Genomic DNA, 25,427 nt, shown 5'->3' with positions numbered 1-25,427 from the left:
AGTCCGTGACGATCGCGCTGACCGCCACCACCGACGGCAAGAAGATCTTCGGCCGGGCGACCGCGTCGGCGAAGCTGCGCACCTGTTCCCGACCGACCACGAAGCTGTCCGGGTACTCCCAGACCATCCCGAGGATGTCGGTATTGATCGCCACGGCTAGGCCAGCTTCGCCGACGCGGTCGCCCGGCCGAAGATCTTCTTGCCGTCGGTGGTGGCGGTCAGCGCGATCGTCACCGACTTGCTGTCCGGGTCAACCGATTTCACCCGGCCACTGAAGACGATCTCGGCACCCTTTTCGTCGTTGGGCACCGGCACCACGGCGGTGAACCGCACGTTGTACTCGGTGACCGCGCCGGGGTCGCCGACCCATGAGGTGACGAAGCCGCCGCCCAGACCCATCGTCAGCATGCCGTGGGCGATCACGGTGTCGAGTCCGACCATCTTGGCGATCTCGTCATCCCAGTGGATCGGATTCAGGTCGCCGGAGACGCCGGCGTAGTTGACCAGGTCCTGACGGGTCAGCGGATAGACCTTCTCCGGGAGCTGGTCACCCACCTTCACCGAGTCGAATTCACGCAGTGGCATCGCTGAAACCCTCTTCTCCTTCGCCGGCACGTCCCGCCAGGGTCGTGTAGCTCTCCTGCACAAGGTCACCCGCCTCGTTGGTGACAATGTTCTTCAACACAATGATGTCGGTGCCGTGGGCCTGCCTAACCGAGTCCACGTAGACGTCGCAGAACAGCTTGTCGCCGGCCTTGATCGGCACCAGGAACTTCAGGACCTGGTCGACGTGCACGATCTGAGCGTCTTGGATACCGATGTTGGCGTACTCGAAGAACGACCTCTGCGCGCGATAGCCGAACACCGAGATGAACGTCAGCGGCGCCAGCAGCGAGTCGTGACCCAACTCGGCGGCGGCCTTCTCCTCGAAGAAGGCGGCGTCATTGTTCTTGACGGCTTCGGCGTATTCGCGGATTTTCTCCCGCTCGACCTCGTAATGGTCGGGGTAGCGATAGTGCTTTCCGACGATTTTTTGGCCCAACGACACAGCTCTAGAACCTACCTAGTCAGTCTGAGTAGACAGCTGACGACGAGCGTCAGCGGGTCTCGCGGTGTGCCTGGTGCTTGCCGCAGTTGGGGCAGAACTTCTTCAGCTCCAACCGGTCGGGGTCGTTGCGACGGTTCTTCTTGGTGATGTAGTTGCGGTGCTTGCACACCTCGCACGCCAAGGTGATCTTGGGCCGTACGTCGGTACTGGAGGCCACGTCGGTTCTTCTTTCCGGTCTTCGTTGTTGTCTTGTAGCGATGGCCGGACTTGAACCGGCGACCTAACGATTATGAGTCGTTCGCTCTAACCAACTGAGCTACACCGCCTCGGGACTGCTTTGCCTTCGTTCTGGCCCGCCTGCCTGCCTGGCGTCCGCCGAGCCCCCTAACGGAATCGAACCGTTGACCTTTTCCTTACCATGGAAACGCTCTACCGACTGAGCTAAGGGGGCGCACCCGAAATGACCGTTACGGTCATGCCTCGGGCCTAAAAGAGGGTACAGCCTGGTCCGCGGGGGCACCAAACGGTGAGGTTTACCCCTCGTCGCGGCCCCGCATAGGCTGTTTGCGTGCCTGATACAGACCAGCTGTACTTCCGCCAACTGCTCTCCGGCCGCGACTTCGCCCAGGGCGACGGCATCGCCGCCCAGATGCGCAACTTCGCCTACCTGATCGGCGACCGGCAGACCGGTGACTGTGTGGTGGTCGACCCCGCCTACGCCGCCGGCGACCTGGTCGACGCGCTCGAGGCCGACGGCATGCATCTGTCCGGCGTGCTGGTCACCCACCATCACCCCGACCACGTGGGCGGTTCGATGATGGGCTTCGAGCTGAAGGGCCTCGCCGAACTGATGGAGCGGGTCAGCGTCCCCATCCACGTGAATTCCGAAGAGGCCCTGTTTGTTTCGCGCATTACCGGAATTCCGATGAGCGATCTCACCTCACATCACAACGGCGACAAAGTCAACGTCGGCGATGTCGAGATCGAACTGCTGCACACCCCCGGGCACACGCCGGGCAGCCAGTGTTTCTTACTGGACGGTCGGTTGGTCGCCGGTGACACCCTTTTCTTGGAAGGCTGCGGTCGGACCGATTTTCCCGGCGGCGATTCCGACGAGATATTTCGCAGTCTGCAAAAACTTGCACAGCTATCGGGTGATCCGACAGTATTTCCCGGACACTGGTATTCGGTGGAGCCAAGCGCCTCGTTGTCTGAGGTCAAGCGTTCAAATTACGTTTACCGCGTGGCAAATCTGGAGCAGTGGCGAACCCTGATGGGTGGATAGCTGAAACGGATACGAGCTCTCGAAAGAATTTTCACGCGACCAAGCGCGTGATGTAGGCGAAAGCGATGGCTTCTTCGATGGAATGGATCCGCGATCGGTGGCATGAGGTGGCCGGCGTCGGCTCCGCTACCTGGCTGGCGTGGGCCGTCTGGGCATTGCTCGCGCTGGGCGTGATTGCCCTCGTGTACACCAATGTGCAAATCCGTCGGAATCGTCGTCTGGCATCGGAAGAAAACCGCCCGCACGTCAGCATGTTCATGGAACCCCATGCCGCCGACTGGCACGTGATCGAGCTGGTGGTTCGCAACTTCGGTAAGACGTCGGCCTACGACGTCTCGTTCACGTTCCCGCAGCCGCCCACCGTCGCCGAGTACGAGAACGCCAGCGACGGCTACGCCGACGTCGTCGAGCTCCAACTCCCCAAGCAGCTGCCGACGCTGGCGCCCGGGCAGGAATGGCGCACGGTCTGGGATTCCGCGCTCGACCGCAGCGAGCTCGGCGAGGGCATCGAGTCGCGTTTCCCCGGCACCGTGACCTACTACGACCGGGCCGATGTCCCGCGCGGCTGGAAATTCTGGCAGGGTCGCCGCCGACCGTACGAGACCAAGGTGGTACTCGACTGGGCGTCGCTGCCGCCGGTACAGCGCATCGAGTTGATGACCAACCACGACCTGGCCAAGCGGGAGAAGCAGAAGCTGGAGCTGCTGCGCAGCCTGCTGACCTACTTCCACTACGCCACCAAGGAGACTCGTGCGGACGTGTTCCGCACCGAGATCGAGCGGATGAACCGCGCGGTCGAGGAGACCAAGGACCGGTGGCGCAGCCGGCAGATCGAGGCGCCGCCCACCGACGTCAGCCTCCGCTGGGGCAACGCCCAAGAAGCACTCGGCAAGCACCGCGGCGAACGGGTCTAGCTGCGGTCTGATTCAATCGCTGCTATGAGCGGTCCAGTCACTTATCGTCTCGACGATTCCATCGCGTTCATCACCATGGACGACGGCAAGGTCAATGTGCTCGGCCCGACGATGCAGCAGGCACTGCAGGAGGCCCTCGACCACGCCGACCGCGACGACGCCGGCGCGGTCGTGATCGCCGGCAACGACCGGGTTTTCAGCGGCGGGTTCGACCTCAAGATCTTCAATTCCGGTGACGTGCAGGCCTCTGTCGACATGCTCAAGGGCGGCTTCGAGCTGTCGCACCGGCTGCTGTCGTCTCCCAGGCCGGTGGTGATGGCCTGCACCGGCCATGCGATTGCGATGGGCGCTTTCCTGCTGGCGAGCGGCGATCACCGAATTGCGGCCCCGGCGTACAACATTCAGGCCAACGAGGTCGCGATCGGTATGACGATTCCCTACGCGGCGCTCGAGGTGATGAAGCTGCGTCTGACGCGCGCGGCATTCCAGCAGTCGGCCGGGCTGGCGAAGACGTTCTTCGGTGAGACGGCGGTGGCCTCCGGGTGGGTCGATGAGATCGTGTTGCCCGACATGGTGCTCAGCCGCGCCGAGGAAGCCGCGAGGGATTTCGCCGCGTTGAAGCGGCACGCCCACGTCGCTACCAAGCTGCGGACGCGGGCCGAAGCGCTCGCCGGCATTCGGGCCGGAATCGACAACATGGCAAAGGAATTCGAGGCCTAGCCGCTAGCGGCGCCGCCAGTAGCGTTCGAAGTAGTCGTCCCAGTTCCAGTTAGACAGGAAAGTTTCCGCGGCTTCGTGGCCACGGCCATACAGTGCGTCCATTTGCGGCTGCGAGATCTTGAAGTCGAGAAATCCGACTTCGGTCGAGTCGACCCGGATTGCCCGGGCACTGACCCACGGCTGGTTGAGGTACGCCTGGTCGTGACCGACGATCATCGTGGTGACGAGGTCTTCCAGCAGCGTCGGCCCGCCGAACCAGCGCAACGGCGTCAGCGCCGGAATGATCTTGTCGTTGCCCTGAGGGAGATTCGGCAGCACGGTGACGCCGAAGGTAGGCCAGCGCGGTGGTTTGTTGTCGACCCGGGCAAAGGAATCGATCGGGAAATTTGACAGCAGACCCCCGTCGACCAACGTGGATGTCACGCCGCTGGCGCTCTTCAGCGTGACCGGACGGAAGAAGAACGGAATCGACATCGACGCCCGCACGGCATCGGCGACCGACTGCTCGTCGGGGTCGAGGCCGTAGAGCCTGCGGTAGTCCCACGGCAACCGCACCATCTGGCCGGTCGTCACGTCGGCGACGGTGACCACCAGCTTGTAGCGCCGTTCCGGTAACAGCTGGTTGTCGTCGACGGCCAGATCACCGAACGTGCGCACACCGAGGTCGCGCAGTTGCGCACGGATCCAGTCGTGCGCGAAATCGCCCTTGTAGATACCTTCTTGGCTCAGCACACCCCAGGCGGGGCCGACAAACGGCACGCCGGTGATCGGTGTGGGATCGAGAAACTTGCGATAGGGCACCGTCATCGCCAGATCTTTGACCTGGTCGGGCGATAACTGCTCGCTACCCCGTGTTCCCGCGGCGAGGATCGCCCCGACGACCGAGCCGGCCGATGTGCCCGAAACACGCTGAATGGCGTAACCCGCTTCCATCAGCGCGACGATCGCGCCGACCAGCCCGATGCCCTTGACGCCGCCACCCGAGAGGACGAGGTCCGCCTTGAGTTCGGAGGTCACGCCCCCACGGTAACGGCTGGGGTGAGAAGTTTTAAGACTGCCTCGTAGCGCTGGGTGACGTCGTCGCGGTCGGACGGGTCGGCGACGGTGGCGAGGTTCGAGCGTTGGATCGCTTCGGCCTGACGGATCAACGCGGTCCGTCGTTGCCGGTCCGGGACTTGCTCGATGACCTTGGCGATGGCGTCGAGTTGTCGAATCATGATGGCGGGCATGCCAATTGCCGCCTGACGGATCGTGTCGAAGGTCCGCTCGACGAGCCGGTCGAAGCTGGGCTGGTAGGCGATGACGCGGATGTCGCCCTCGGCGTCGCGGCGGACCCGGTGCGGGTGCCAGATCGGGGCGATCCGGCATAGGCAATCGGCGATCCAGTCGACACAGGTCATCCCGGTGAAGGTGTCGTTGACCGCCGGTGAGAGTGCGCGTAACGCGATCTCGACCAATTGGTCGAATCCGAACGAAACATCTTGTGGGAGTGTGCGATACGCGCCGGCGACATGTCCGAGTGCGAGTTGCTCCGCGACCGCGCCGGCGGCTTGCGGCGGCCATACTTTGGCGATCACCTGGCCGGCGACCATGAAATGCCCCGGCCGGTGCGGCAGCTGCACGACCGCGTTGGCCTTGGTGGCGATCTTGACCAGCACGTCGTGCCGGATGACCTGCAGATAGCCGCTGCGGGGTGTGCGAATGGAGGCACCTTCGTCGGCCAGCCGGTTGAGCAGTTCGTCGTGCGACGGGCCGCGGGCCGCGCCGACGCCGAACGCGTCGGAGTTCTCCATCGCCGTGACCTCGTTGACCAGCGTGGTGGCGATGTTCGCGATCACCACCGGGAGCTGGATCATGGTCGCGATGTGGTTGAGGAAGTAGATCAGCACCGCCACGTCGAACAGCGTGAGCACCAGAGTCGTGGTGATCGACAGATGCGGCACGAAGTCGCCGTGTGGTCCGCCACCGACCGACACCAGGGCGATCATCGCGTAGCAGAAGCTGGCGACGAACGTGCCCAGCGACAGCTGCGTCCCCGGGTCGCGGACGAAGTTGCGCAGCATCCGCGGACCGAACTGCGTCGAGGCCAGGGTCAGCGCGACGATCGTGATCGAGAAGACGATGCCGACCACGGTGATGATCGCCGCGGCAACGGTGGCCAGCAGGACGCGCGCGACGTCGGCGGTGCCGCTGAGCACCCACGACGGGTAGTGGATCACCCCGTCATAGGCGGAACGATCGAAGGTGTAGGTGACCGCGAACAACAGGACCACCGCGACCGTTTCGACCACCGGAATCAACCACAGGTTGGTACGCAGCGCTTCGCGGCGCCAATCGGCCTCGGTGTATGGACCGCGCATTCGACAAGACGTTAGGCGCGCGCGGGGCTCACTGCTTGCGTCTTGACGGATTCTTTACGGCTGTGCCGAAACCCAGTCGTAGGCAAGGAATTTGCCGTCGAATGTCACCACGACGCGGTCGCCGGACGGGTGCGGCTTCTTCTGCAGGTCGACGCTGAAGTTGATCGCGCTCATGATGCCGTCACCGAAGTTCTCGTGGATGAGTTCTTTGAGCGCCGGGCCGTACACCCGCAGCGCTTCGTAGAAGCGGTAGATGGTCGGATCGGTGGGCGCCGCGGGCGGTCCGCCGCGCATCGGTACCGCCGCCAGCACCGGGATCGCCGACTCATCGAGACCCAGCATTTCGACCAGCACCTTGCCCGCTTCGGCGGGAATCGGGTGCTGGCCGAGCAGGGCCGAGGTGGTCCACACGACCGGTTTGCCGATCGCGTCGGCCAACTGCTGCCAGGTCAGCCCCTTGGCCAGGCGGGCCACCACGATCTGTTCGGTGATCTCGTTGCGCGTCATGGTCACCAGCATGCGGGATTCCGAACCACGCTGCGCCTTCAGGCGAAGTGTCGCCGAGATCGACGGCAGCGCGAGAAAAGTCGAGTAACCAGCACGCCAACGTCGACCTGGGTGCTACCAGCACCAGCGTCAGTCGCTTGTGTGCGCGATCAGGACGTCGATCTTGGCGTGGCTCGCGACAGCGCCGGGCACCGAAAACATCCGGCCGATGATCGCCGCCCGTGTGTCGAGGCCGACGTTGCCGACCACCAACAGATCGGCTCCGACCTCCTGGGCGAGGTCCACCAGCGCGTGAACCGGGGTGCCCTTGACCGATCGGTCCTCGATCTTGCTGGCTCCGGCCGCCCTCGCCCGGTCGTGCGCGTCGTGCAGCAATGCGTACACGGGCGCGGCACCAGTGACCTTGTAGCCCTCCGCTCCGAGCACGTCGGCGGCGCGGGTGTCGTCCTTCTCGGGCAGGTAGCCCGTGGCGATGATCAGCTTCGCGTCGGTGTCGGCAGCGATTTTTCCGGCCCGCTCGACGGCCCGCAGCGAAGACGCCGAACCATCGGTGCCGACCAGCACCGTCTTGTAGGTCGTCATCTGGTGACCGTAACGCCGCCGTACATCAGCGCCCGATATTTCGGCAGAAATGCGCTCAGCCACCGCGTACGGTGAGGCGGTGGCCGCCATTGACCGCAGCCGGACCATCGCGGCAGACCCGCACGCGGTCTGGGAGGTGCTCGCCGACTTCGGCTCGATCAGCGCATGGGCGAACAACATCGACCACTCGTGCATCCTCAATCACGGCGACGAGCCTCTGGGCACGACGCGGCGGGTGCAGATCGGCCGCAACGCGTTGGTGGAGACGATCACCGAGTTCGACCCCTTGCGCGCGCTCGCCTACGACGTCGACGGGTTGCCCAAGCGGGTCCGCCGGTTCGCCAACCGCTGGAGCCTGCGGCCGTCCGGAGTCGGCACGGTCGTCACGTTGACCAGCACGGTCGAAATCGGTTCGGGCCCACTGCAGAAGGTCGCCGAGCGGATGGTGTGCCGCGTTCAAACCCGACAGTCCGACATCATGCTCGCCGGCCTGGCGCGCCAATTGGAGAAACCTCGTGACTAGTCAGCCCGACGTGATCATCCTGATGACCGACGAAGAACGCGCGGTCCCGCCCTACGAGTCACCCGACGTACTCGCGTGGCGCGACCGAACCCTGCACGGCCGCAAGTGGTTCGAGGAGCACGGCGTCAGCTTCACGCGGCACTACACCGGATCGCTGGCGTGCGCACCCAGTCGCCCAACGATTTTCACCGGTCACTATCCCGATCTGCATGGCGTCACCCAGACCGACGGCCTGGGCAAGATGCCCGACGACTCGCGGATGCGCTGGCTGCGCGAGGGCGAGGTGCCGACAATGGGCAACTGGTTCCGCGCCGCGGGATACGACACCCACTACGACGGCAAGTGGCACATCTCGCACGCCGATCTGCACGAGGCCGACGGCACCGTGTTGCAGACCAACGACGCGGACGGCGACGTCGACCATGACGCTGTGCGGCGATATCTGGACGCCGATCCCCTTGGTCCGTTTGGCTTTTCGGGATGGGTCGGGCCGGAGCCGCACGGCGCGCTACCGGGTAACGCCGGCGTGCGCCGCGATCCGCTGGTCGCCGATCGGGTCGTGACGTGGCTGATCGACCGGTATGCGCGGCGGCGCGCCGGGGACCCGTCAGCGCTGCGACCATTCCTGTTGGTGGCCAGCTTCGTCAACCCGCACGACATCGTGCTGTTCCCGGGTTGGTTGCGCCGCAGCCCGATCAAGCCGTCGCCGCTGGATCCACCGCACGTGCCCGCCGCGCCGACCGCCGACGAAGACTTGGCGAGCAAGCCCGCCGCGCAGATCGCATTCCGGGAGGCCTACGCGACGGGCTACGGGCCGGCGCCGCTGATCGAGCGGGCCTATCGCGGCAACGCCCAGCGCTACCGCGACCTGTACTACCGACTGCACGCCGAGGTCGACGGTCCCATCGACCGGGTGCGCCGCGCAGTCACCGATGGCGGGTCGGACAATGCGGTGCTGGTGCGAACGTCCGATCACGGCGATCTGCTTGGCGCACATGGTGGTTTGCATCAGAAATGGTTCAACCTCTACGACGAGGCGACCCGGGTGCCGTTGGTGATCGCGCGGATCGGCGCCGGGGCGACATCGGCGCGAGCGGTCACGGCGCCGACGTCGCATGTCGATTTGCTGCCGACGCTGCTCGCGGCGGCAGGGGTGGACGTCAGCGCGGCAGCCGCGACTCTGGCCGCGTCGTTCTCCGAGGTGCATCCGCTGCCGGGCCAGAACTTGCTGCCGGTGGTCGACGGCGGACCGCCCGACGACGATCGCGCGGTGTACATCATGACCCGCGACAATATCCTCGAGGGCGATACCGGCGCCTCCGCGATGGCCCGCCGGTTGCGACGAACCGCGAATCCGCCTGCGCTGATTCGGATCCGGGTGCCCGCACACGTCGGGTCGAACTTCGAGGGTCTGGTGGTTCGTGTCGACGGCCGGCTGTGGAAGCTGGTCCGCACGTTCGACGACCCGGCGACGTGGACCGAGCCCGGCGTGCGTCATCTGGCAGCGAATGGGCTTGGCGGCGAGGCGTATCGGATGAGCCCGCTCGACGACCAGTGGGAGCTCTACGACCTCACCGAGGATCCGATCGAAGCCCACAACCGATGGTCGGACCCAGAGCTGCATGAGCTGCGCCAGCACTTGAGGACTCAGCTGAAACAGGCCCGGGCCAGCTCTATTCCGGAGCGAAACCGGCCGTGGCCGTATGTGTCTCGGGTGAACCGTTAGCGTTGCTTGGCGGCCAGCGCGGCCATCTGCTTGAGCATGCCGTCGTGGATGATGTCGAGGCGGGAGCGCGCTTCCGCGCAGACCAGCGGGTCGCGGATCACGGTGAGTTGGTTGTCCTGCTTCGTTTCTCCGCCGGTGGACCAGTTGGTCGAGCCGGTGACGACGTCGACGCCGTCGATGAGGACCATCTTCAGGTGCATGATCGCCGACTTCTCGCTGTGGCCGATCGCGATGCTGTTACCGATCTTGTGGTTGAGCCATGGATCGAGTAGGACCTGTTCGGCCTTGCCCTTAGCTTGGGTGGAGTCGAGACTCATTTGCACATAGATCTTTTCGTCCTCCAAGGATGAGCGCAGCACCTCGTTCAGTTCCGGATCGTCGTAGCCGTACATCGCGACCACGATGCTCTTGTCCGCGGAAACCAACAGGTCCTTGAGCGCCGCGTGCACTTGATCGACCGGGCTGTAGAACGTTCGGGTGCTGTCCGGGTACCCCGGCGGAAACGGCGCGGCCTTGTACTTGTCCAGTTCGGTCAGCGACTTCAGTGCCATGGCGATTGCTCCTCTACAACGCTGGGTCGGTCCAGTTGGTGGGCTCGGCGCTTCGCTCGAGTTGCTCGGCGGTCAGGTCCGGCAGGTAGTCCGGGTTGTCGCGGCGCCGGACCAGCACGCTGGGATGCACCAGCGCATCTGGTCCCATAGGACGTTTGCGCCACCCGAGCAGGTACCAGAGCCAGCCGTTGTCGTGGATCGGTGCGTCGGCAAAGTCCTCGGCCACCGCGCAATGCCGCCGGTAGGCCTCGGGGTTGATCGCCAGTTCGCCGACGACGCCGTCGGTGACCCACTTCAGCGCGATGGTGGCGAGCCGATGGTCGGCAAATGTCCCGCCGACGTCGGCGTGGACGCCGGCGAACCAGCGCTCTTCGAGTCCGAGCGGGTGTCGTTCGACGAGGTATTCGCGGTAGGGGCGGCGGCGTTCGTCGATCGAGACGGCATGACGGATGCGAGCCACGTTGGACAGCGCGCGGGTGTACGGCCACCGCAGGTTGCCGAAACGCAGGAAACCGGCGGCCTTCACGGTGTCCCACAGACCGAGGAAGGCCACCGGTACGGCGTAGTGCCACACCTGATTCGGGCTGTTCAGCCGCACGGTAGCGAACAGCGGCTCGTTCTCGGTGCGCCAGCAGAAGGCGCGGGCGAACTCGGCCCAGTTGTCGTATTCGTCCTTGGTGAAATACCGGTTGATCGCGTACTTTTCGACCGCGTACGGCAGCAGGTTTTCCGAGCCGGGTCGCAGCAGTCCGGGTCGAAGCAACATGCCGGCCAGCGCCCGCGCGGTATAGGCACCGCGGCTGAAGCCGAACATGTACACCGCGTCGCCGGGACGCCAGTGTTGCATCAGGTACTTGTATCCCTGTGCCACATTGTGTTTCAGGCCGATGCCGAAGGCCTGCTCGAAGAACAGGACCAGCGTGCTGGGCAGCGACGTGTGTGCCGGGGCCAGCGTCCCCACCCCGGGGTCGTAGTAGGCCATCTGGCCGGGGTTGTTCTTCTCCAGCATCTCGAACAGCTTGGCCACGTTGGTGAGGTTGCCGGCGCCGATCTGGTTCGCGGTGCCGTCGAAGCACAGGACGATCCGCTTACCTGGCGGTGCCTGCGTCATCTGCGGGACTTTACGTCCCGAAAACGGCGTTGTCGGGGACTTCGCCAACACCTAGGCTCAGGTTTTATGCATAGAGAACCAAAGCTTGCGCGGCGCTTACTCGATCGGTTCGAACCCATCCACGGCGTGACCTACTTCGCGCCCTCGGTGCGCGAGGCGTTGGACGGGCTGGGCTACAAGGGCTACTGGATGGGCTATTTCGCCGCGCGCTCTGCGCCGCTGGGCACGGTGCCGCCCGAGGTCGTGACGGCGATCTTCTACAATTTCGCTCCCTCGCGGGTGGCCAAGGTGTTCCCGGCGGCCTGGGCGATCGCCGGCCCCGAGCAAGCGTTACGCGTGCGGCAGGAGACCGCGGTCGCAGTGCTGCGGGGCTACGGCCTGGAAGCGGACGAAAACGTCGCTACCGCAGCGGAATTGCTCGGCAGGGCGGCCCGCGAGGCGCCGTTGTCCGGGCGGCCGCTGTTCGCCGCGAACCGCGCGCTGCCCTGGCCCGAGGAGCCGATTGCCGCGCTCTGGCATGCCTGCACCCTGCTGCGCGAGCAGCGTGGCGACACGCACAACGCGGTGCTGGCCGCCGCCGGCGTGACCGGCCGGGAATGCAACGTCCTGCATGCCGCATCGGGCGCCATCCCGCGCGACTACATCGCCCGCACCCGCGACTACGACGACGAGGAGTGGGCATTGCGTGAGCGTCAGCTTGCGACACGGGGCCTGCTCGACGACAAGGGGTCGCTGACCGACGCGGGGCGGGAATTGAAGGACCATGTCGAGTCCACCACCGACGCGGTTGCGGTCGGCGTGCTTGACGCTTTGAGCGACGACGAGGTCGAGACACTGTTTCAGGCGATCACGCCGATCACCCGCGTCGTGGTGGCCGCCGGTGATGTACCGGCGATGACGCCGATGGCGTTGCGCCGCAACGAGTTAGACGACGGCAGCGCCCATCTGGGCGGCTAGCGGTTCAGCGGCTTGTAGAAGACGATGCCGTTGCCCTTGTTGTCGTAGACGACTGCGCGGCGCTCGTGGGCGTCGTCGTACGGGCCCTTCACGATCCCGCCGCCGCTATCTTCGACGGCTTTGGCCGCACCATCGACGTCGTCGGTCTTGATGCCGACCACGACCTGCCCGGGAATGGGGTGGTCGACGTCGGTCGCCAGCGCCAGCGTGACGGGCCCGCCGTCGAGGGCGGCGAAGTGGGCGCCGTCGCGAAACTTCAGACCCATGCCGAGGGTTTCGCTGTAGAACTTGATGGAATCGTCGAGATCGTCGGTCGACAGGATGATGAGCTTGACCTGGTAATCACTCATCGGAGCCTCCTTCATCGGGCGTGTTTGCCACGGTAACTCGCGTCGCCATGGTCATTCCCGCATTCGGCCGGCGTTCATACGCTAATGACACATTTGGGGCGCCGAAGCTGTTGCGGCAGCGGCCTAGCCGTCGGCGCGCGACGCATTCATTTTGGACAACAGCGTCAAAAACGAGCGCAGTTCACGTTCGGGCGTCGCATCGAGCAGAGCGCCCATGCGCTCGTTGATCTCTCCGTAGAACGCCTGCATCTTCTTGACCTTCGCGGGATTGAGGTGAACCAGCACGCTGCGGCGGTCACGCGGGTTTGGCTCGCGCTTGAGGTAGCCGCCCTTCTCCAGCCGGTCGAGCATCACCGTGACGCCGCCGGTGGTGAGCCCGGTGAAGCGGGCCAACTCCCCCGGCGTCGACGGTCCGATGAGCTCGAGCGCGTTGATGCACTGCATATCGGTGAGGCGCAAGCCAACTCGGTCGGCGATCTGCTGGTTGTAGAGAATGCTACCCGCGATGAATTGCCTCAGGCTGCTGATCACCGCCTCGTGCAACCCAGCGCGGTCTGACCTTGACACTGGCTTCAATCCGCCTATCCTCAAACTAGCTTACTAAATAAGATACTTATCATCTGAGGAAAGGAAACCCCAGCATGACGGCCGCGACGGTCAAAGGCTACCGGGGTATGGGCATGGAAGGCGCCATCGCGCGCTGGTACGACAAGAGCACCCGCAAGGACATGGAGCGTTTCCGGGCCCTGGCCGCACGGCTCCGCACCGTGCTGCCGCAGGGCGGCGACGTGCTGGAAGTGGCGCCCGGCCCGGGCTTCGTCGCGATCGAAATGGCCAAGGGCGGGACCTATCGCGTGACCGGACTCGACGTCAGCCGGACGATGGTCGAGCTGGCCCACGCGAATGCCGCCGAGGCCGGCGTCCAGGCCGACTTCCGCCAGGGCAATGCCTCGGCGATGCCGTTCGCCGACGAAAGTTTCGACCTGCTGACATGCAGTGCGGCGTTCAAGAACTTCTCCGAGCCGCACACGGCGCTCGAGGAGATGCACCGCGTGCTACGCCCCGGTGGTACGGCGCTGGTTGTGGACCTGCGCAAAGACGTGCCGATGTCCGAGATCAACGATTACTTCGGCTCGATCGGTCTGAGTACGATCAGCCGCTGGATGACGCTCGCCACATTTCGGCTGCTGCTACTGAAGCGAGCGTACACGGAAGGGCAATTCGAACGGATGCTGGCCGATATTCCATTCCGTAGCAAGGAGATTCGGCGCGTCGATATCGGCGTCGAACTCTGGCTGAGGAAGTAACGCTACCCGGCGGCCCATTCCTTGGCCTTGTCGAGCTCGTCGAGCTTGAAGATCGCGAGCTCGCCGGGGATCATCCACGCCAACGCGTGCAGGGTGTGTCCGACCCACGCCTTGTCGGATACCACCGCGATGCGCTTGAAATTCGCGTGATGCGGCCAGACGGTGCTGAAACCCAGCTTCAGGTCTTCGACCAACCCGCCGGGCCCGAAGCCCTCGTAATCGTCTGGGATCACCTCGACGATCCTGATCTCGTCGGTCTTCAGCATGTCCTCGATGGTCGGTTTGACCTCGCGCAGCTCGTCGCCGCCGAGGTGGCCCGACACCCGAACACCGGTCACTCCGCTGCGCATATCTGGCAGTAGTTCGATCATGACATCCACTATCCGCAAATCACGCTCACCAGGCCAACGATGGTCAAGACTGGACCAATGACAGATGCCGACGCGGACCGGGTCGCGGTGTACCTCGACTTCGACAACATCGTGATCTCGCGATATGACCAGGTCAACGGCCGCAGCTCGTTCCAGAAAGACAAAGCCAAGGGGCTGAAGGAGGAGCGGCTGGCCAAGGCCACCGTCGACGTCGGTGCCATCATCGACTTCGCCTCGTCGTTCGGCACGCTGGTGCTGACTCGCGCCTACGCCGACTGGTCCTCGGAGGTCAACAACACCTACCGCGAGCAATTGGTCGGTCGCGCAGTCGATTTGGTGCAACTGTTTCCGGCGGCGGCCTACGGCAAGAACGGCGCCGACATCCGGCTGGCCGTCGACGCGGTCGAGGACATGTTCCGCCTGCCCGACCTGACCCATGTGGTGATCGTGGCCGGCGACTCCGACTACATCGCGCTGGCGCAGCGCTGCAAGCGACTCGGTCGCTACGTGGTCGGTGTCGGGGTGGCCGGCTCGTCGAGCAAGGCGCTGGCGGCGGCGTGCGACGACTTCGTCATCTACGATGCGCTGCCTGGCGTGCCGGTGCCCGAGCCAAAGGCGCGCCGGACGAAGGCCGAGGCCGACGAACCTCCCGCGCCCGACGCACAAGCGGGCGCTACCGCGCTGCTGACCCGCGCGCTGCGCATCGGCACCGAGAAGGATGACGTCGACTGGCTGCACAACTCCGCGGTCAAGGCGCAGATGAAGCGGATGGACCCGTCGTTCAGCGAAAAGTCGTTGGGTTTCAAGTCTTTCAGCGACTTTCTGCGGTCACGCACCGATGTGGTCGAGCTGGACGAGAGTTCGACGACGCGGATGGTGCGGCTGCGCTAGGTGCGCCGGCCCGAGATGAACCAGTGCGTCGGCGAGGCCTCTTCGAGCCCTTCGGGTGACGGCCGGCCGTAGCTGGCCATCAGCTCGTCGGACGGTGTCGCGGTGACGGCCCAACCGTGGCGGCGCAGCCAGTCGCTGACGTCCTCGCGCTCTTCGAAGTACCACAGCTCGTCGGTCTTGGGGACTTCGAGCGGCGAGCCCGCCTCGGCAATCAGCTCCCGGACGCGATCCATCCGCTCACGGCGGAAATCACGGAGTTCGGGGACGGCGAATTCGGGGCCAAGGCCCTCGACGGCGATCCGGCTGCCGGGCGCCGCCAGCTCCTGGATGCGCTCGAACAGCAGATCCTGCGCTGCGGCCGGCAGGTACATCAGCAGGCCTTCGATCGACCAGACGCTCGGTTCTTGCGCGTCGAAACCCGCCTCCCGCAACGCCGTTGGCCAGTCTTGGCGCAGGTCCACCGCGACCGGAACCCGGTTGGCGATCGGCTCGGCGCCGTGCTCGTGCAGGGTCTCGAGCTTGAAGTCGAGCACCCGGTCCTGGTCGAGCTCGTAGACCGTGGTGCCATCGGGCCACGGCAGCCGCCACGAACGCGCGTCCAGGCCGGCGGCCAAGATCACCGCCTGCCGGACCCCGTCGTTGGCGGCGTCCATGAACGCGGTATCGAAAAACTTTGTCCGCGTAGCGAAGTAGCTCACCAGCGCCTGCATCCGCTGCGGCATGTCGGGTTCGGCCTCGACGACGGCGGCGGGCAGCTCGGGAGCGCCGTACCAGTCCCACATGCCATGGCCCACGCGGTCGAGGAACACCCGCGCGAACGGGTCGTTGATCAGCGGATCGCTGCTCTCGGTATCCGCCGCGCGTGCCGCGGCCACCCCCAGCGCTGTCGCTCCCACGCTCTCGGTGATTTCCCAGCTGTCGTCATCGGTTCTCGCCACGTCCCGACCCTACGTGAGCCGGTCTTACGGAAGAATCACGGTCACCATGACCTTCCCCACCCGACGGTCGCACGTCATCCGGCTCGCCGTCTTCGCCGCGTTCCTGGCGGTGATGTTCTATTTGCTGGCCGTCCGGCACGTGGTGAACATCGAGGACGTGCGGGGCTGGGTGAAGGCGACGGGCCCGCTGGCGCCTGTCACGTATGTGGTGTTGTCGGCGGGGCTCGGCGCGATCTTCGTGCCCGGCCCGATCCTGGCGGCCAGCAGCGGGCTGCTGTTCGGTCCGCTACTCGGCGTGTTCGTGACGCTGGGCGCCACGGTCGGCACCGCGGTGGTGGCGGCGTTCCTCGGCCGTCGGGCCGGACGGGACAGCGCGCGGGCGCTGCTGGGCGCTTCACGGGCGGATCGGCTCGACGCGCTGATTCAGCGACGCGGGCTCTGGGCGGTGGTCGGGCAGCGCTTCATTCCCGGCCTGTCGGACGCGCTGGCCTCGTACGCCTTCGGCGCGTTCGGCGTTCCGTTGTGGCAGATGGCCGTTGGCGCGTTCATCGGGTCGGTGCCGCGCGCGTTCGTCTATACCGCTCTAGGTGCGTCGATTGGAAACAAGTCGCCGATTTTGGCCTACGCGGCAATCGCGGTGTGGTGCGTGACGGCGGTGGTGGGAGCGTTCGCCGCGCGGCAGGGATTCCGGAAGTGGCGCGGAGGCAGAGACCCGGAGACCACAGAGGTCTAGAGCCGCAGCGCCTGGGCTGCCGCGGTGGCGATGTCGCCGCGCAGACCTGAGATGGGTGCGCTGCCGCGCACATGAATCGCGTTCGTGAGCAGCACGACGTAGGTATCCGAGCCGGGGTCGAGCCACAGCGAGGTTCCGGTGAAGCCGGTGGCGCCGAAGCTGCCGACGGGAAAGATCAGCCCGCGCGGCTTGGAAAAGTCGGTGTCGATGTCCCAGCCGAAGCCGAACAGCTCCTGGCCGTCGATCGCCGGATAGTGCGGGGCGAGCAGCGGATCAGTCGTGTTTGGCGACGCCGCGACGGCCTTCCGGATGGCATCGTTGGCGGCTTCGACCTGCCCGGCGTGATGTCCGGGCTGCTGAGGTGTCGTCATCGCGGCCAGATTCGCTTGTGTGAGCGGAAACCTGCTGGGGCGGTTGGCAAGCCGATCGAGCAGGGCCTGCGCAAAAACGCCCACATCGTGCGCCGTCGAGAACACCCCGGCGTGCCCGGCCACTCCGCCCATGCGGCGCGCCGTCGGGTCATGCACGGTGCCCCGAAGCAGGCGGCCGGTGTCGGGATCGATGGCCGTCGGCGCGATGCGAGGCACCAGGTTGGCCGGCGGCCGAAACCAGGTTTGGGCCATACCCAGTGGCCCAAAGATATTCCGCTGGGCGTAGTCGTCTTCTGTTTGGCCGGTGAGCTTTTCGATCATCGCGCCGAGCAGGATGTAGTTGATGTCGGCATAGCGGAAGACCTCGCCTGGCCGCGACTGCAGCGGTGCGGTGAGCGCACGGCGAATGCCTTCCGCTTTGTCGGGTGCGTCCACGCCCCACGGGTCTTTGAGGTCGACGTCGATCGGTTCGCCGGACGTGTGCGTCAGCAGCATACGAACGGTAACTCGTTGCCGCTCTTCATCGTTGGCCGGGTTGAAGTCCGGCAGGTAGGTCTGGACGGGCTCGTCGAACGCGACCTTGCCGTGCTCGTAGAGCTGCATGACGGCGGTCGCGGTTGCAAGCGCCTTCGTCAACGACGCGATGTCGAAGATAGTGTCTTCGGTCATCGGCTCGGCGGGCGCGGGCGACCCGTCCAACCCCGGTTCGCCCGCGAGCTTGCGCGAGCCGTACGCCTGGTGGAAGACGGTGCGGCCGCCGTGCCCGATCACCACCACGCCGCCGGGTAGCTTGTCGGCCGCGATCGCATCGTTCATCAGCCTCGAGATCGGCGCGAATTCGGTTGTGGGAGCGGGTATTCCCCGTCGGGTAACGACGTACCGGGTCGAGGCCGCCACCACGCACACCAGCAAGGCGACTACGATGACAACGGCTGCCCGCTTCATGTCAGGTAGCGGTCCCGCAAGCGGGTCAGCCGGCTCGTCGGTGCGTGAATCGCGGCCATCACCGCGCTCATCGGCGACGCGACCGACTTGGGCGGGGCCTTCGGCTTGGGGGCCGGCGGGCCATCGCCTACCCACCACGTCGGCTTCAGTAGCGCGGTCGTCAGCGGGATGGCTTGGTCGACGCTGTCGTGTCCCCATCGGCTCGCGCGGTCGATGGAGAGCGCGGAGGGGGCTAGGTTCACCGGCGACAGTGTCGGCCCGAATCGGACGAGGTGGTCGACGTACGGCAGGTTGCGGACCGTCTGCAGCTGGATCGCCTGGGTGATAGGGACCAGCCAGAGATTGCGCGGATCCCATTGCGGGTGAAAGCAATCGAATGCCAGATAGCAGGCGTTGCGGGTGCCCAGGCGGCCGTCGCGGACGCGCTTCCACGCCAGTTGGATCGGGACGTTGCTGGCGGTGCCGCCGTCGACGAGGGCGGCGATGTCCTCCTCTTCGAAGAGGTCGTCGAGGAGGGGGATCATCCGCGGGTCGGTGGTCTCGTGGTGCAGCACACCGGGAATGGCCGCGGAGAACGACGCGGCATCGACGACGTCGAAGTCGCGGCCCGGAACGTCGGCGCCGATGACGATCGGTTTGACGACCCGCAGGTCGATGAAGGCGGCCACCTGCCACATCCGGGCGCCGACCACCGGGCCGATGCCGATCGGGCGAAACGGCACCGACCGCCCCTTCAGTGCCGCCAGTGCCGGGCGGCGGAATCGCGACGGCAGCGCCGTATACGGTTGCCTGCGCACGCCGGCAACGACTACGTCGAACGGAATCGCCAAGTCCGACATGCGCATTCGCTGCCCGTCTTCGCGGCTGAGCATCGCGCCGGCGAATTGGTCGAAACGCAACGCGAACATGCCGGCCAGACCGTGGCGGCGGCGGAGCCGTTCGGGTCCCAGGATGGCGCGATACGACACCGTCTTTGCCCAGGCGACATATTCCTCGATGGGCACCGGCAACTCGCGGCTCACCAGGCTGCCCAGGATCGAGCCGATCGACGCACCGACCATGTAGTCGGGCACCTGGCCGGCTTCCAGGAGCCGCCGCATCCCGCCGATGTAGACGAATCCCGCACCACCACCGCCGCCGAGGACCGTCACGAGTTTCTTGTATCCGACCTCGGCGTCCAATTCTGTTGCAGAGAAGTCGTTTCCGTGGCGCTCAATGAGCACTTGCCGCTGGTCGTCCTGGTCGGCGGCCAGAGTGTCCAGCGCGTCGCGTGCGGTTTGCAGCGCCGTGACGGGATCGATCTCTTCGCGCAGCGGGCCGTAGAGAGCGTCGGCGACGCGCGATCGCCAGGGTGCGATTTCGGGGCCGACCGAGACGTCGCCGCGGCCGCGGCTCCCGCCCGGGCCCGCGGCGCCCGGTTCGAAGTCGGCGAGTCGGGCGAAGTTGAGGATGTAGCGCAGCTTGCGCAGCTCGTCGGCGCTCAACACGTCGGGCTCGGCGAGGTGGTGTCGGATCAGCCGGTTTTCCATCCGCTGCAGAAGCAGGGCGGGCTCGGCGGAGAGCAGATTGGGCTCGTCTTCTTCGATCTCCTCGACCATCTCCAGCCCGGCGTCGCGTCGGCCCAGCCGGCCGAGGAGCGTGTCGGCGAACGGGATCTGCATGAGGCTCAACCTACAATCCCACCGGCTACCGCCACGCGGCCAGCGCTAGCCCGTCGAGCCAGCCGAGCTAGCTGTCACGGCATCGCTTCCGCCCACTTCATGTGGCCCTCAAAGCCCAACGACGTCGCCATTGCCCGGTAGCGGTCACGAAAGTCGGAGTAGGCGCCCTCATCTCTGCGAGCGCGGGCCAGCAGCGTGCGCAGCCGCAACAGCGTGATGTCGTGCACTACGAATCCCGGATCCGTGGGCACGGCTGCCAACTGTTCGATCGTGTTCTCGGCCTCGTCGAGGTCACCCTGACCACCACGTTGCAGCAGTGCCTCCACCAGGATGCTGACGGCCAATGCGGTCCAGATGCAACCGCCGCTGGCGAACAGCTCGTCGACGACTGTGCGAGCCAATTCGATGGCGCCTCCGGGATCGCCGGTGCGCGCCTTTTCCCGGGCGATGTGTGTGTCGATCAGAGGCAGGTTGGTCAAGGCGAACTGGTTGTTCACGCAGCGCTCTCGCTCTCTAACGAGCAACTCGAAGCCGCGTTGGCGCGCGGGACCGTCCTGATATGTCAGGGCGAGGCCGTGAATCGTCCGGGCCAGATCAACGGCCAGGTCGTCGCCTGATTGTTCCGATGTCGACAGGAATTCTGCGGAATTGCGCAGTGCCGTCTCATCCGGAAGTAGCACCCCGTACGGGATCGAGGGGACATACGAAAACCACATGGCCCCGCCTAGCGTCGCGGGGTCGACTAACAGCCCACTGGCGGTCGCGATGGACTGCTCGAAGTCGCTTTTCCAGCCCCCGACGCCCAGACACCATCGGCCGAAACCGCGCATGGCGATCGCCAACGTCAAGGGAGATTCAGTGACCAGCCTGCCTTTTGCGAGATCGCCCTCAGCAAGGTCGATGGCACGCTGGGCCAATCGAAGCACCTCGGCCATTTCTCCGGTTTCGTGCTTGGCAATCATTGCCGGAAAGGACAGCGCAACCGTCAAGGTCGGATCGTCGATGGCCTCCATTAATTGGATGAGCTCTTGGGCAAGCTGTGATGCATCACGGCGGCGCGCTTTCATATCCATCCACGTCACATGGCCCGACAACCCAACAGCGAGCGAATACCGATCACCCGCTGCGGTGCACAACTCACGCAGCTCTTCGAAGCCGGGGTCGGCGCCGCTGCCGCCCAGCCGGTATGCCTGCGCACACAATTGCGTGCGGGCCGCGATGGCCATGGCCAAACGATTGGGGTCACCATGCGGTAGCCGATCAGCGACCTGCCGAGCCCGTCGCCAGCTGGTCTGCGCCGCGCGCATGTCACGAAAAGCGGACCAAGTTCCGGCGCGCATGTGCCAGGCGAAGGCCAGCTGCAAGTCTCCTGCCGCTTCCAGGTGTTCAGCGATCAGCGCCGCGTTCTCGTCTGCCGAGCCGCGGGCCTCGATCGCTGCGGCGAGGCGTCGATGTGATTGGGCACGAACAGATTTAAGTTGTGACTCATAGGCAACCGTGCGGATCAGCGGATGGCGGAACGCGTACTCAGCGTCCGGTGCAAACCTCACCTGAGTGATAAGTTCCGCCTGGATAAGCGGCGCCACGTCCACGTCGGGAGTGAGCGCGGCCAGCAGATTCGTGTCGAAACGCGCTCCAATGACCGCCGCAGCATTCAAGGTCTGTTTGGCCTGTGTCCCAAGGCGATCGATACGCGCGCCGATCGCGGCTTGCAGGGTGGCCGGTACGTCGACATCCGCGACGTCACCGCCCAGTTGGTAGGCACCGGGCTGGCCACGCAGCAGCCCTCGTTCTGCGAGATCACGCACGATCTCCTCGACGAAGAACGGATTTCCGGCCGCGCGACCGGAAATTTGTGTTGCCAGTTCGTCCGTCGTAGCAGCGCCGAGCAACTCAGTTGTCAACGCCCTGGTGTGAGCATCGCTCAACGGCCGCAACGCAATTGTCTGAGTACCGGGGATACGACTAAGCGCACCTTGATATTCCGGACGGTAGGTGACCATAACCAACGAGGGGATCTGGGGCGTGACAGCCATGAACTCGGCCAGCATGGACTCGCTGATTTCATCGATCCAGTGCGCATCGTCGATGACGTACACCGCCGCCTCCGGCCGGTCCAGTGCTCCGGCATTGACCAGCGCGGTCAACCGTCGCCGCCGTGCGTCCGGGGCGATCTCCGGTAGCGTCGTGGACGAATCACGGATGCCCAACATGTCGTCGAGGAGAAGCAGGTCCTCGGGGTCCGCCCACGGAAACCGTTCGCGGATGTGTATACGCGCGGTGTCAGGGTCGAGCCCATCGACTTCCATTGCCGCGCGCAACATCCGCCCTACGACGTGGAAAGGGATGTCGCTGGCATGCGATTCGCAGTAGGTGCTAAACACCGGCACACCGCGGGCACCGGCGAGCGCTGCCGTCTCACGAACCAATCGGCTCTTGCCGATACCGGGCGGGCCGACAATGTTGACAACGCATCCCGTCCCGGCGAGCGCCTCGTCGAGGATGTTTCTGATCGTCGTGAATTCCCAGGTGCGACCAACCAGTTTCGATTCGGTCTGGCGACGGTTCTGATAGTCGCCGATGGCCATCAACCTTCTGGCGATTAGCGTTTTTCCACCTTTGACGACGACCTCTTCGGGCTCGCCCAGGACGACGCTGCTCCCGACTAACTTGGCCGTCGAATCGCTCAGCATCACCCCACCGGGCGGAGCGACGGACTCCATCCGCTGAGCCACACCAACCTGTTCGCCAATCGCCGTGTAACTTGAGCTGTTAGAACCGATTTCGCCAGCGATGACCTTCCCCGAGTTCAGGCCGATCCGCAACTGCAGTCCGACACCGTCGCGGCTCTCGACGTCTTTGGAAAGGCCGGCCAGTGCGCGTTGGATGTCCAATGCCGCGAGGCATGCGCGGAACGCATGATCTTCCAATGTGGTCGGGGCGCCGAATATCGCCATGAGTCCGTCACCGGTGAATTTGTCGACCGTACCGCCATACCGTTCCACCACCGCGGTCGAACGGTCCAGCAGCTCCGACATGATCTCGCGCAGTCGCTCAGCGCCCACCGTCGCGGCGATGTCCATCGAATGAACGACGTCGGCGAACAGCACGGTGGCTTGCTTGTACTCGGCCGACCGGGCGGCGCGCACCAGTTGCGCGCCGCACGAGCTGCAGAACCGTGCCGTCGAGCTAGATGGCACGCCACAGGAGCCGCAGACCAGGTCCACGTCAGCATCGTGTCACCGCTGGTCAACGAAGTCCGCCATATTGGCACCTTGGGCTCGCTGTTTACGCGGTGCCAATAGCAGGAGCATGATGCGGGAATGTCTGACACCAGGACCGCCCTGCGGATCTGCCCCCTGTGCGAGGCCACCTGCGGCCTGACGCTGACGATCTCCGAGGGGCGGGTGACCGGCGCCCGGGGCGACCGAGACGACGTCTTCAGCGCCGGCTTCATCTGCCCGAAGGGGGCGAGCTTCGCCGAGCTCGACAACGATCCCGACCGGTTGACCCAGCCGCTCGTCCGGCGCGACGGGGTGCTGACCGAGGCCAGCTGGGACGAAGCGTACGGCGTCGTCGCAGACCGCCTGGGCGCGGTCATCCGTGAGCACGGCGGCCCATCCGTCGGCGTGTACTTCGGCAATCCGAACGCACACACGATCGGGGGCAGCCTGTACGCGCCGTTGGTCATCCGCGGGCTTGGCACCCGGCAGGTGTACAGCGCGAGCACCCTCGACCAGATGCCCAAGCACGTCGCGCTCGGCTTGATGTACGGCAGCCCCGTCGCCTTCACCGTGCCCGACCTCGACCGCACCGACTATCTGGTCATCATCGGTGCAAACCCCTTGGTGTCCAACGGAAGTCTGGCCACCGCTCCCGATTTCCCCGGCAAGCTGCGGGCGTTGCGCAAACGCGGCGGCAAGCTCATCGTCATCGACCCCGCCCGCACGCGCACGGCCGAATTGGCCGACCGCCACCTCGCGCCGCGACCGGGCACCGACGCAGCTCTGCTGTTCGCCATCGTGCACGTGTTGTTCGAAGACGGCCTTGTCGCAACGGATCTCGGCGGAATCGCCGAGCACGTCAACGGTGTCGACGAGGTCCGCGCGCTGGCCGACGAATTCGCACCGGAGACCGTCGCTGCGCATTGCGGCGTACCCGCCGATGACATTCGCACGTTGGCCCGCGAGATCGCGGCGGCGCCGACGGCAGCCGTGTACGGCCGAATCGGGACGTCCACAGTGGAATTCGGCACTGTCGCCAGCTGGCTGGTCGACGTGATCAACGTCCTGACCGGAAACCTCGACCGGCCGGGCGGAGCGATGTTCCCGCTGGGTGCGACGATTCCCGCACCCCGGCCGCCGAAGCCGGGCAAGGGATTTCGCATCGGGCGTTGGCACAGCCGCGTCTCGGGCTACCCCGAGGCACTGTCCGAACTCCCCGCCGCTGCGCTCGCCGAGGAGATCGACACCGCGGGCGAGGGCCAGATCAAGGCGATGATCACCATCGCCGGAAACCCGGTGCTGTCAGCGCCCGACGGCGATCGGCTCGACCGCGCGCTCGAGAGCGTCGAGTTCATGCTCAGCATCGACCCCTACCTCAACGAGACCACCCGGCATGCCGACGTGATCCTGCCCCCGCCCCCGCCCGCGCAAAGCGCCCATTTCGACGTCGCGCTCAATAACCTTGCGGTGCGCAACAACGTCCGCTACTCCCCGCCCGCGCTGCCGCTGGATGCGCGGCCCGACGAGCCGGAGATCCTGTCGCGCATCGCGCTGATTTTGTACGGCCTGGCACCGGACGGCGATGTCGCGCTGGTCGACGATCAGGTCATCGCGACGACGTTGACCAAGGAGACTGCCGACCCGGACTCCCCCGTCGCCGGCCGCGCGGTCGACGAATTGACCGCAATGCTGATCCAGGGTCCCGGCTACGAACGACGCCTGGACATGATGCTCCGGCTCGGGCCCTACGGCGATGCGTTCGGCGCAAACCCCGACGGGCTCACCCTCGAGCGACTCAAGGCCACACCGCACGGCATCGACCTGGGCCCGTTGCGTCCGCGCGTGCCCGAGGTGCTCCGAACCCCAACGGGGCGAATCGAACTCGCGCCGCAGCCACTGATCGCCGACGTGGAACGGCTGCGCGATTCGATCGGCCGAGGCGACGACCGGTTCATCCTGATCGGCCGGCGGCATCTGCGGTCCAACAACAGCTGGATGCACAACCTGCCCGCGCTGTCCGGCGGCACCAACAGGTGCACGCTGCAGATCCACCCGGATGACGCCGCCGATCTCGGGCTCACCGACATAGCCATCATCAAGGGCCCGGGCGGTGAGCTCGTCGCGCCGGTCGAGGTGACCGACGGCATCCGGCGCGGGGTGGTGTCGCTGCCGCACGGCTGGGGCCATGATCGTGACGGCACGGGCCAGGAGCTCGCGGCTAGCACACCCGGGGTCAACGTCAACCAACTCAACGACGGCAATCGTCTCGACCCGTTGTCGGGAACCGCTGTGCTCAACGGGATTCCGGTCGACATCGCCCCCGCGGGCTGACGTCAGGGTGTCTACGGGGGC

Annotated in this window: 26 protein-coding genes, 2 tRNA genes and 2 pseudogenes; 11 read left to right on the top strand and 19 right to left on the bottom strand. The window is 65.6% G+C overall.

The genetic code is table 11. From position 1 onward, the window contains the following. Positions 1-80, top strand: a pseudogene (locus A5658_RS28060) (3-hydroxyacyl-ACP dehydratase); the annotation flags it as partial. Here the strand turns inward: A5658_RS28060 and A5658_RS28745 are convergent. From A5658_RS28745 to A5658_RS11290, 6 genes and pseudogenes are all read right to left on the bottom strand, one after another. Then, positions 59-154 (bottom strand): annotated as a pseudogene (locus tag A5658_RS28745) (3-hydroxyacyl-ACP dehydratase); the annotation flags it as partial. The pseudogenes A5658_RS28060 and A5658_RS28745 overlap by 22 nt on opposite strands. A 2-nt stretch (positions 155-156) precedes the next feature. Further along, a complete protein-coding gene (gene hadB, locus A5658_RS11310; RefSeq protein WP_067334196.1) occupies positions 157-585 on the bottom strand; it encodes a (3R)-hydroxyacyl-ACP dehydratase subunit HadB in 429 nt (142 codons plus the stop codon). Beyond that, positions 572-1,048, bottom strand: coding sequence for a (3R)-hydroxyacyl-ACP dehydratase subunit HadA (gene hadA / locus A5658_RS11305; RefSeq protein WP_067334193.1), 477 nt, complete (start codon positions 1,046-1,048; stop codon positions 572-574). Before hadA ends, hadB begins: the two co-directional genes overlap by 14 nt. 49 nt (positions 1,049-1,097) lie before the next feature. Further along, positions 1,098-1,265, bottom strand: coding sequence for a 50S ribosomal protein L33 (rpmG, locus tag A5658_RS11300; protein WP_003898538.1), 168 nt, complete (start codon positions 1,263-1,265; stop codon positions 1,098-1,100). Between the two features lie 35 nt (positions 1,266-1,300). Further along, a tRNA-Met gene (locus A5658_RS11295) sits at positions 1,301-1,374 on the bottom strand. A gap of 52 nt (positions 1,375-1,426) precedes the next feature. Further along, positions 1,427-1,499, bottom strand: a tRNA-Thr gene (locus A5658_RS11290). Between the two features lie 117 nt (positions 1,500-1,616). Between A5658_RS11290 and A5658_RS11285 the strand changes: the two genes are divergently transcribed. The 3 genes from A5658_RS11285 (at position 1,617) to A5658_RS11275 (ending at position 3,967) form a co-directional block, all read left to right on the top strand. After that, positions 1,617-2,333: an MBL fold metallo-hydrolase gene (locus tag A5658_RS11285; protein ID WP_067334190.1), complete on the top strand. Its 717-nt coding sequence runs from the start codon at positions 1,617-1,619 to the stop codon at positions 2,331-2,333. Positions 2,334-2,398: 65 nt separating this feature from the next. Next, a complete protein-coding gene (locus A5658_RS11280) occupies positions 2,399-3,247 on the top strand; it encodes a hypothetical protein (protein WP_156751395.1) in 849 nt (282 codons plus the stop codon). 24 nt (positions 3,248-3,271) lie between these two features. After that, entirely contained in the window at positions 3,272-3,967 is a 696-nt protein-coding gene (locus A5658_RS11275; RefSeq protein ID WP_067334182.1) for a crotonase/enoyl-CoA hydratase family protein, read from the top strand. A 3-nt stretch (positions 3,968-3,970) separates the two neighbouring features. Here the strand turns inward: A5658_RS11275 and A5658_RS11270 are convergent, their stop codons facing one another. The 4 genes from A5658_RS11270 to A5658_RS11255 form a co-directional block, all read right to left on the bottom strand. Continuing rightward, positions 3,971-4,984 (bottom strand): patatin-like phospholipase family protein, encoded by a 1,014-nt coding sequence (locus A5658_RS11270; RefSeq protein ID WP_067334179.1) that lies wholly within the window; start codon positions 4,982-4,984, stop codon positions 3,971-3,973. Further along, the gene (locus A5658_RS11265; protein WP_067334175.1) at positions 4,981-6,327 is read right to left on the bottom strand and encodes a DUF2254 domain-containing protein; all 1,347 of its coding nucleotides are present in this window, start codon (positions 6,325-6,327) and stop codon (positions 4,981-4,983) included. Before A5658_RS11265 ends, A5658_RS11270 begins: the two co-directional genes overlap by 4 nt. Before the next feature lie 54 nt (positions 6,328-6,381). Beyond that, a complete protein-coding gene (gene cynS / locus A5658_RS11260) occupies positions 6,382-6,846 on the bottom strand; it encodes a cyanase (RefSeq protein WP_067334171.1) in 465 nt (154 codons plus the stop codon). Positions 6,847-6,963: 117 nt separating this feature from the next. After that, on the bottom strand, positions 6,964-7,416 hold the full coding sequence (locus tag A5658_RS11255; RefSeq protein WP_067334168.1) for a universal stress protein: 453 nt from the start codon (positions 7,414-7,416) through the stop codon (positions 6,964-6,966). 79 nt (positions 7,417-7,495) lie between these two features. Here A5658_RS11255 and A5658_RS11250 point away from each other — a divergent pair, with 79 nt between their 5' ends. Both A5658_RS11250 and A5658_RS11245 read left to right on the top strand, forming a co-directional pair. Further along, entirely contained in the window at positions 7,496-7,939 is a 444-nt protein-coding gene (locus A5658_RS11250) for an SRPBCC family protein (protein WP_067334235.1), read from the top strand. 22 nt (positions 7,940-7,961) lie between these two features. Further along, positions 7,962-9,665 (top strand): sulfatase-like hydrolase/transferase, encoded by a 1,704-nt coding sequence (locus A5658_RS11245; RefSeq protein ID WP_067334231.1) that lies wholly within the window; start codon positions 7,962-7,964, stop codon positions 9,663-9,665. Here A5658_RS11245 and A5658_RS11240 read toward each other — a convergent pair. After that, complete coding sequence (locus tag A5658_RS11240) at positions 9,662-10,216, bottom strand: phospholipase D-like domain-containing protein (RefSeq protein WP_067334165.1); 555 nt, start codon at positions 10,214-10,216, stop codon at positions 9,662-9,664. The genes A5658_RS11245 and A5658_RS11240 overlap by 4 nt on opposite strands. Positions 10,217-10,229: 13 nt before the next feature. Next, positions 10,230-11,327, bottom strand: coding sequence for a DUF2235 domain-containing protein (locus A5658_RS11235; protein WP_067334161.1), 1,098 nt, complete (start codon positions 11,325-11,327; stop codon positions 10,230-10,232). 66 nt (positions 11,328-11,393) lie between these two features. On the opposite strand from A5658_RS11235, the gene A5658_RS11230 reads away from it, so the two are divergent. Then, positions 11,394-12,284, top strand: a complete 891-nt coding sequence (locus tag A5658_RS11230; RefSeq protein WP_067334157.1) for a hypothetical protein — start codon at positions 11,394-11,396, stop codon at positions 12,282-12,284. Here the strand turns inward: A5658_RS11230 and A5658_RS11225 are convergent. Next, entirely contained in the window at positions 12,281-12,634 is a 354-nt protein-coding gene (locus A5658_RS11225) for a VOC family protein (RefSeq protein WP_067334222.1), read from the bottom strand. The genes A5658_RS11230 and A5658_RS11225 overlap by 4 nt on opposite strands. A 123-nt stretch (positions 12,635-12,757) precedes the next feature. After that, on the bottom strand, positions 12,758-13,201 hold the full coding sequence (locus A5658_RS11220; protein ID WP_156751393.1) for a MarR family winged helix-turn-helix transcriptional regulator: 444 nt from the start codon (positions 13,199-13,201) through the stop codon (positions 12,758-12,760). 74 nt (positions 13,202-13,275) lie between these two features. Here A5658_RS11220 and A5658_RS11215 point away from each other — a divergent pair, with 74 nt between their 5' ends. Further along, a complete protein-coding gene (locus A5658_RS11215) occupies positions 13,276-13,941 on the top strand; it encodes a class I SAM-dependent methyltransferase (protein ID WP_067334150.1) in 666 nt (221 codons plus the stop codon). 2 nt (positions 13,942-13,943) lie between these two features. Here the strand turns inward: A5658_RS11215 and A5658_RS11210 are convergent, their stop codons facing one another. Then, entirely contained in the window at positions 13,944-14,312 is a 369-nt protein-coding gene (locus tag A5658_RS11210) for an STAS/SEC14 domain-containing protein (RefSeq protein WP_067334219.1), read from the bottom strand. Positions 14,313-14,369: 57 nt separating this feature from the next. On the opposite strand from A5658_RS11210, the gene A5658_RS11205 reads away from it, so the two are divergent. Further along, positions 14,370-15,203, top strand: a complete 834-nt coding sequence (locus A5658_RS11205) for an NYN domain-containing protein (protein WP_067334145.1) — start codon at positions 14,370-14,372, stop codon at positions 15,201-15,203. Here A5658_RS11205 and A5658_RS11200 read toward each other — a convergent pair. Beyond that, positions 15,200-16,141 carry a class I SAM-dependent methyltransferase gene (locus tag A5658_RS11200; protein WP_067334140.1) on the bottom strand — a complete coding sequence of 314 codons (942 nt, stop codon included), beginning with the start codon at positions 16,139-16,141 and terminating at the stop codon, positions 15,200-15,202. The genes A5658_RS11205 and A5658_RS11200 overlap by 4 nt on opposite strands. 46 nt (positions 16,142-16,187) lie before the next feature. Here A5658_RS11200 and A5658_RS11195 point away from each other — a divergent pair, with 46 nt between their 5' ends. Continuing rightward, positions 16,188-16,874, top strand: a complete 687-nt coding sequence (locus A5658_RS11195) for a TVP38/TMEM64 family protein (RefSeq protein WP_067334216.1) — start codon at positions 16,188-16,190, stop codon at positions 16,872-16,874. Here the strand turns inward: A5658_RS11195 and A5658_RS11190 are convergent. The 3 genes from A5658_RS11190 to A5658_RS11180 all read right to left on the bottom strand — a co-directional run bounded on the left by A5658_RS11190 (position 16,871) and on the right by A5658_RS11180 (position 23,051). Beyond that, positions 16,871-18,190, bottom strand: coding sequence for a serine hydrolase domain-containing protein (locus A5658_RS11190; RefSeq protein ID WP_082993093.1), 1,320 nt, complete (start codon positions 18,188-18,190; stop codon positions 16,871-16,873). The two genes, A5658_RS11195 and A5658_RS11190, sit on opposite strands and share 4 nt — an antisense overlap. Further along, positions 18,187-19,851, bottom strand: coding sequence for a patatin-like phospholipase family protein (locus A5658_RS11185; RefSeq protein ID WP_067334136.1), 1,665 nt, complete (start codon positions 19,849-19,851; stop codon positions 18,187-18,189). Before A5658_RS11185 ends, A5658_RS11190 begins: the two co-directional genes overlap by 4 nt. 74 nt (positions 19,852-19,925) lie before the next feature. Then, positions 19,926-23,051: an adenylate/guanylate cyclase domain-containing protein gene (locus tag A5658_RS11180; RefSeq protein WP_255361326.1), complete on the bottom strand. Its 3,126-nt coding sequence runs from the start codon at positions 23,049-23,051 to the stop codon at positions 19,926-19,928. A 123-nt stretch (positions 23,052-23,174) separates the two neighbouring features. Here A5658_RS11180 and A5658_RS11175 point away from each other — a divergent pair, with 123 nt between their 5' ends. Continuing rightward, complete coding sequence (locus tag A5658_RS11175) at positions 23,175-25,406, top strand: molybdopterin-dependent oxidoreductase (RefSeq protein ID WP_067334129.1); 2,232 nt, start codon at positions 23,175-23,177, stop codon at positions 25,404-25,406. Positions 25,407-25,427 lie beyond the last annotated feature (21 nt).

This window comes from Mycobacterium sp. 1245111.1 (genome assembly GCF_001673405.1).
Classification (GTDB): Bacteria; Actinomycetota; Actinomycetes; order Mycobacteriales; family Mycobacteriaceae; genus Mycobacterium.
The sequence above is the reverse complement of the archived record's forward strand: the minus strand, read 5'-3'. Positions and strand labels throughout refer to the sequence as shown.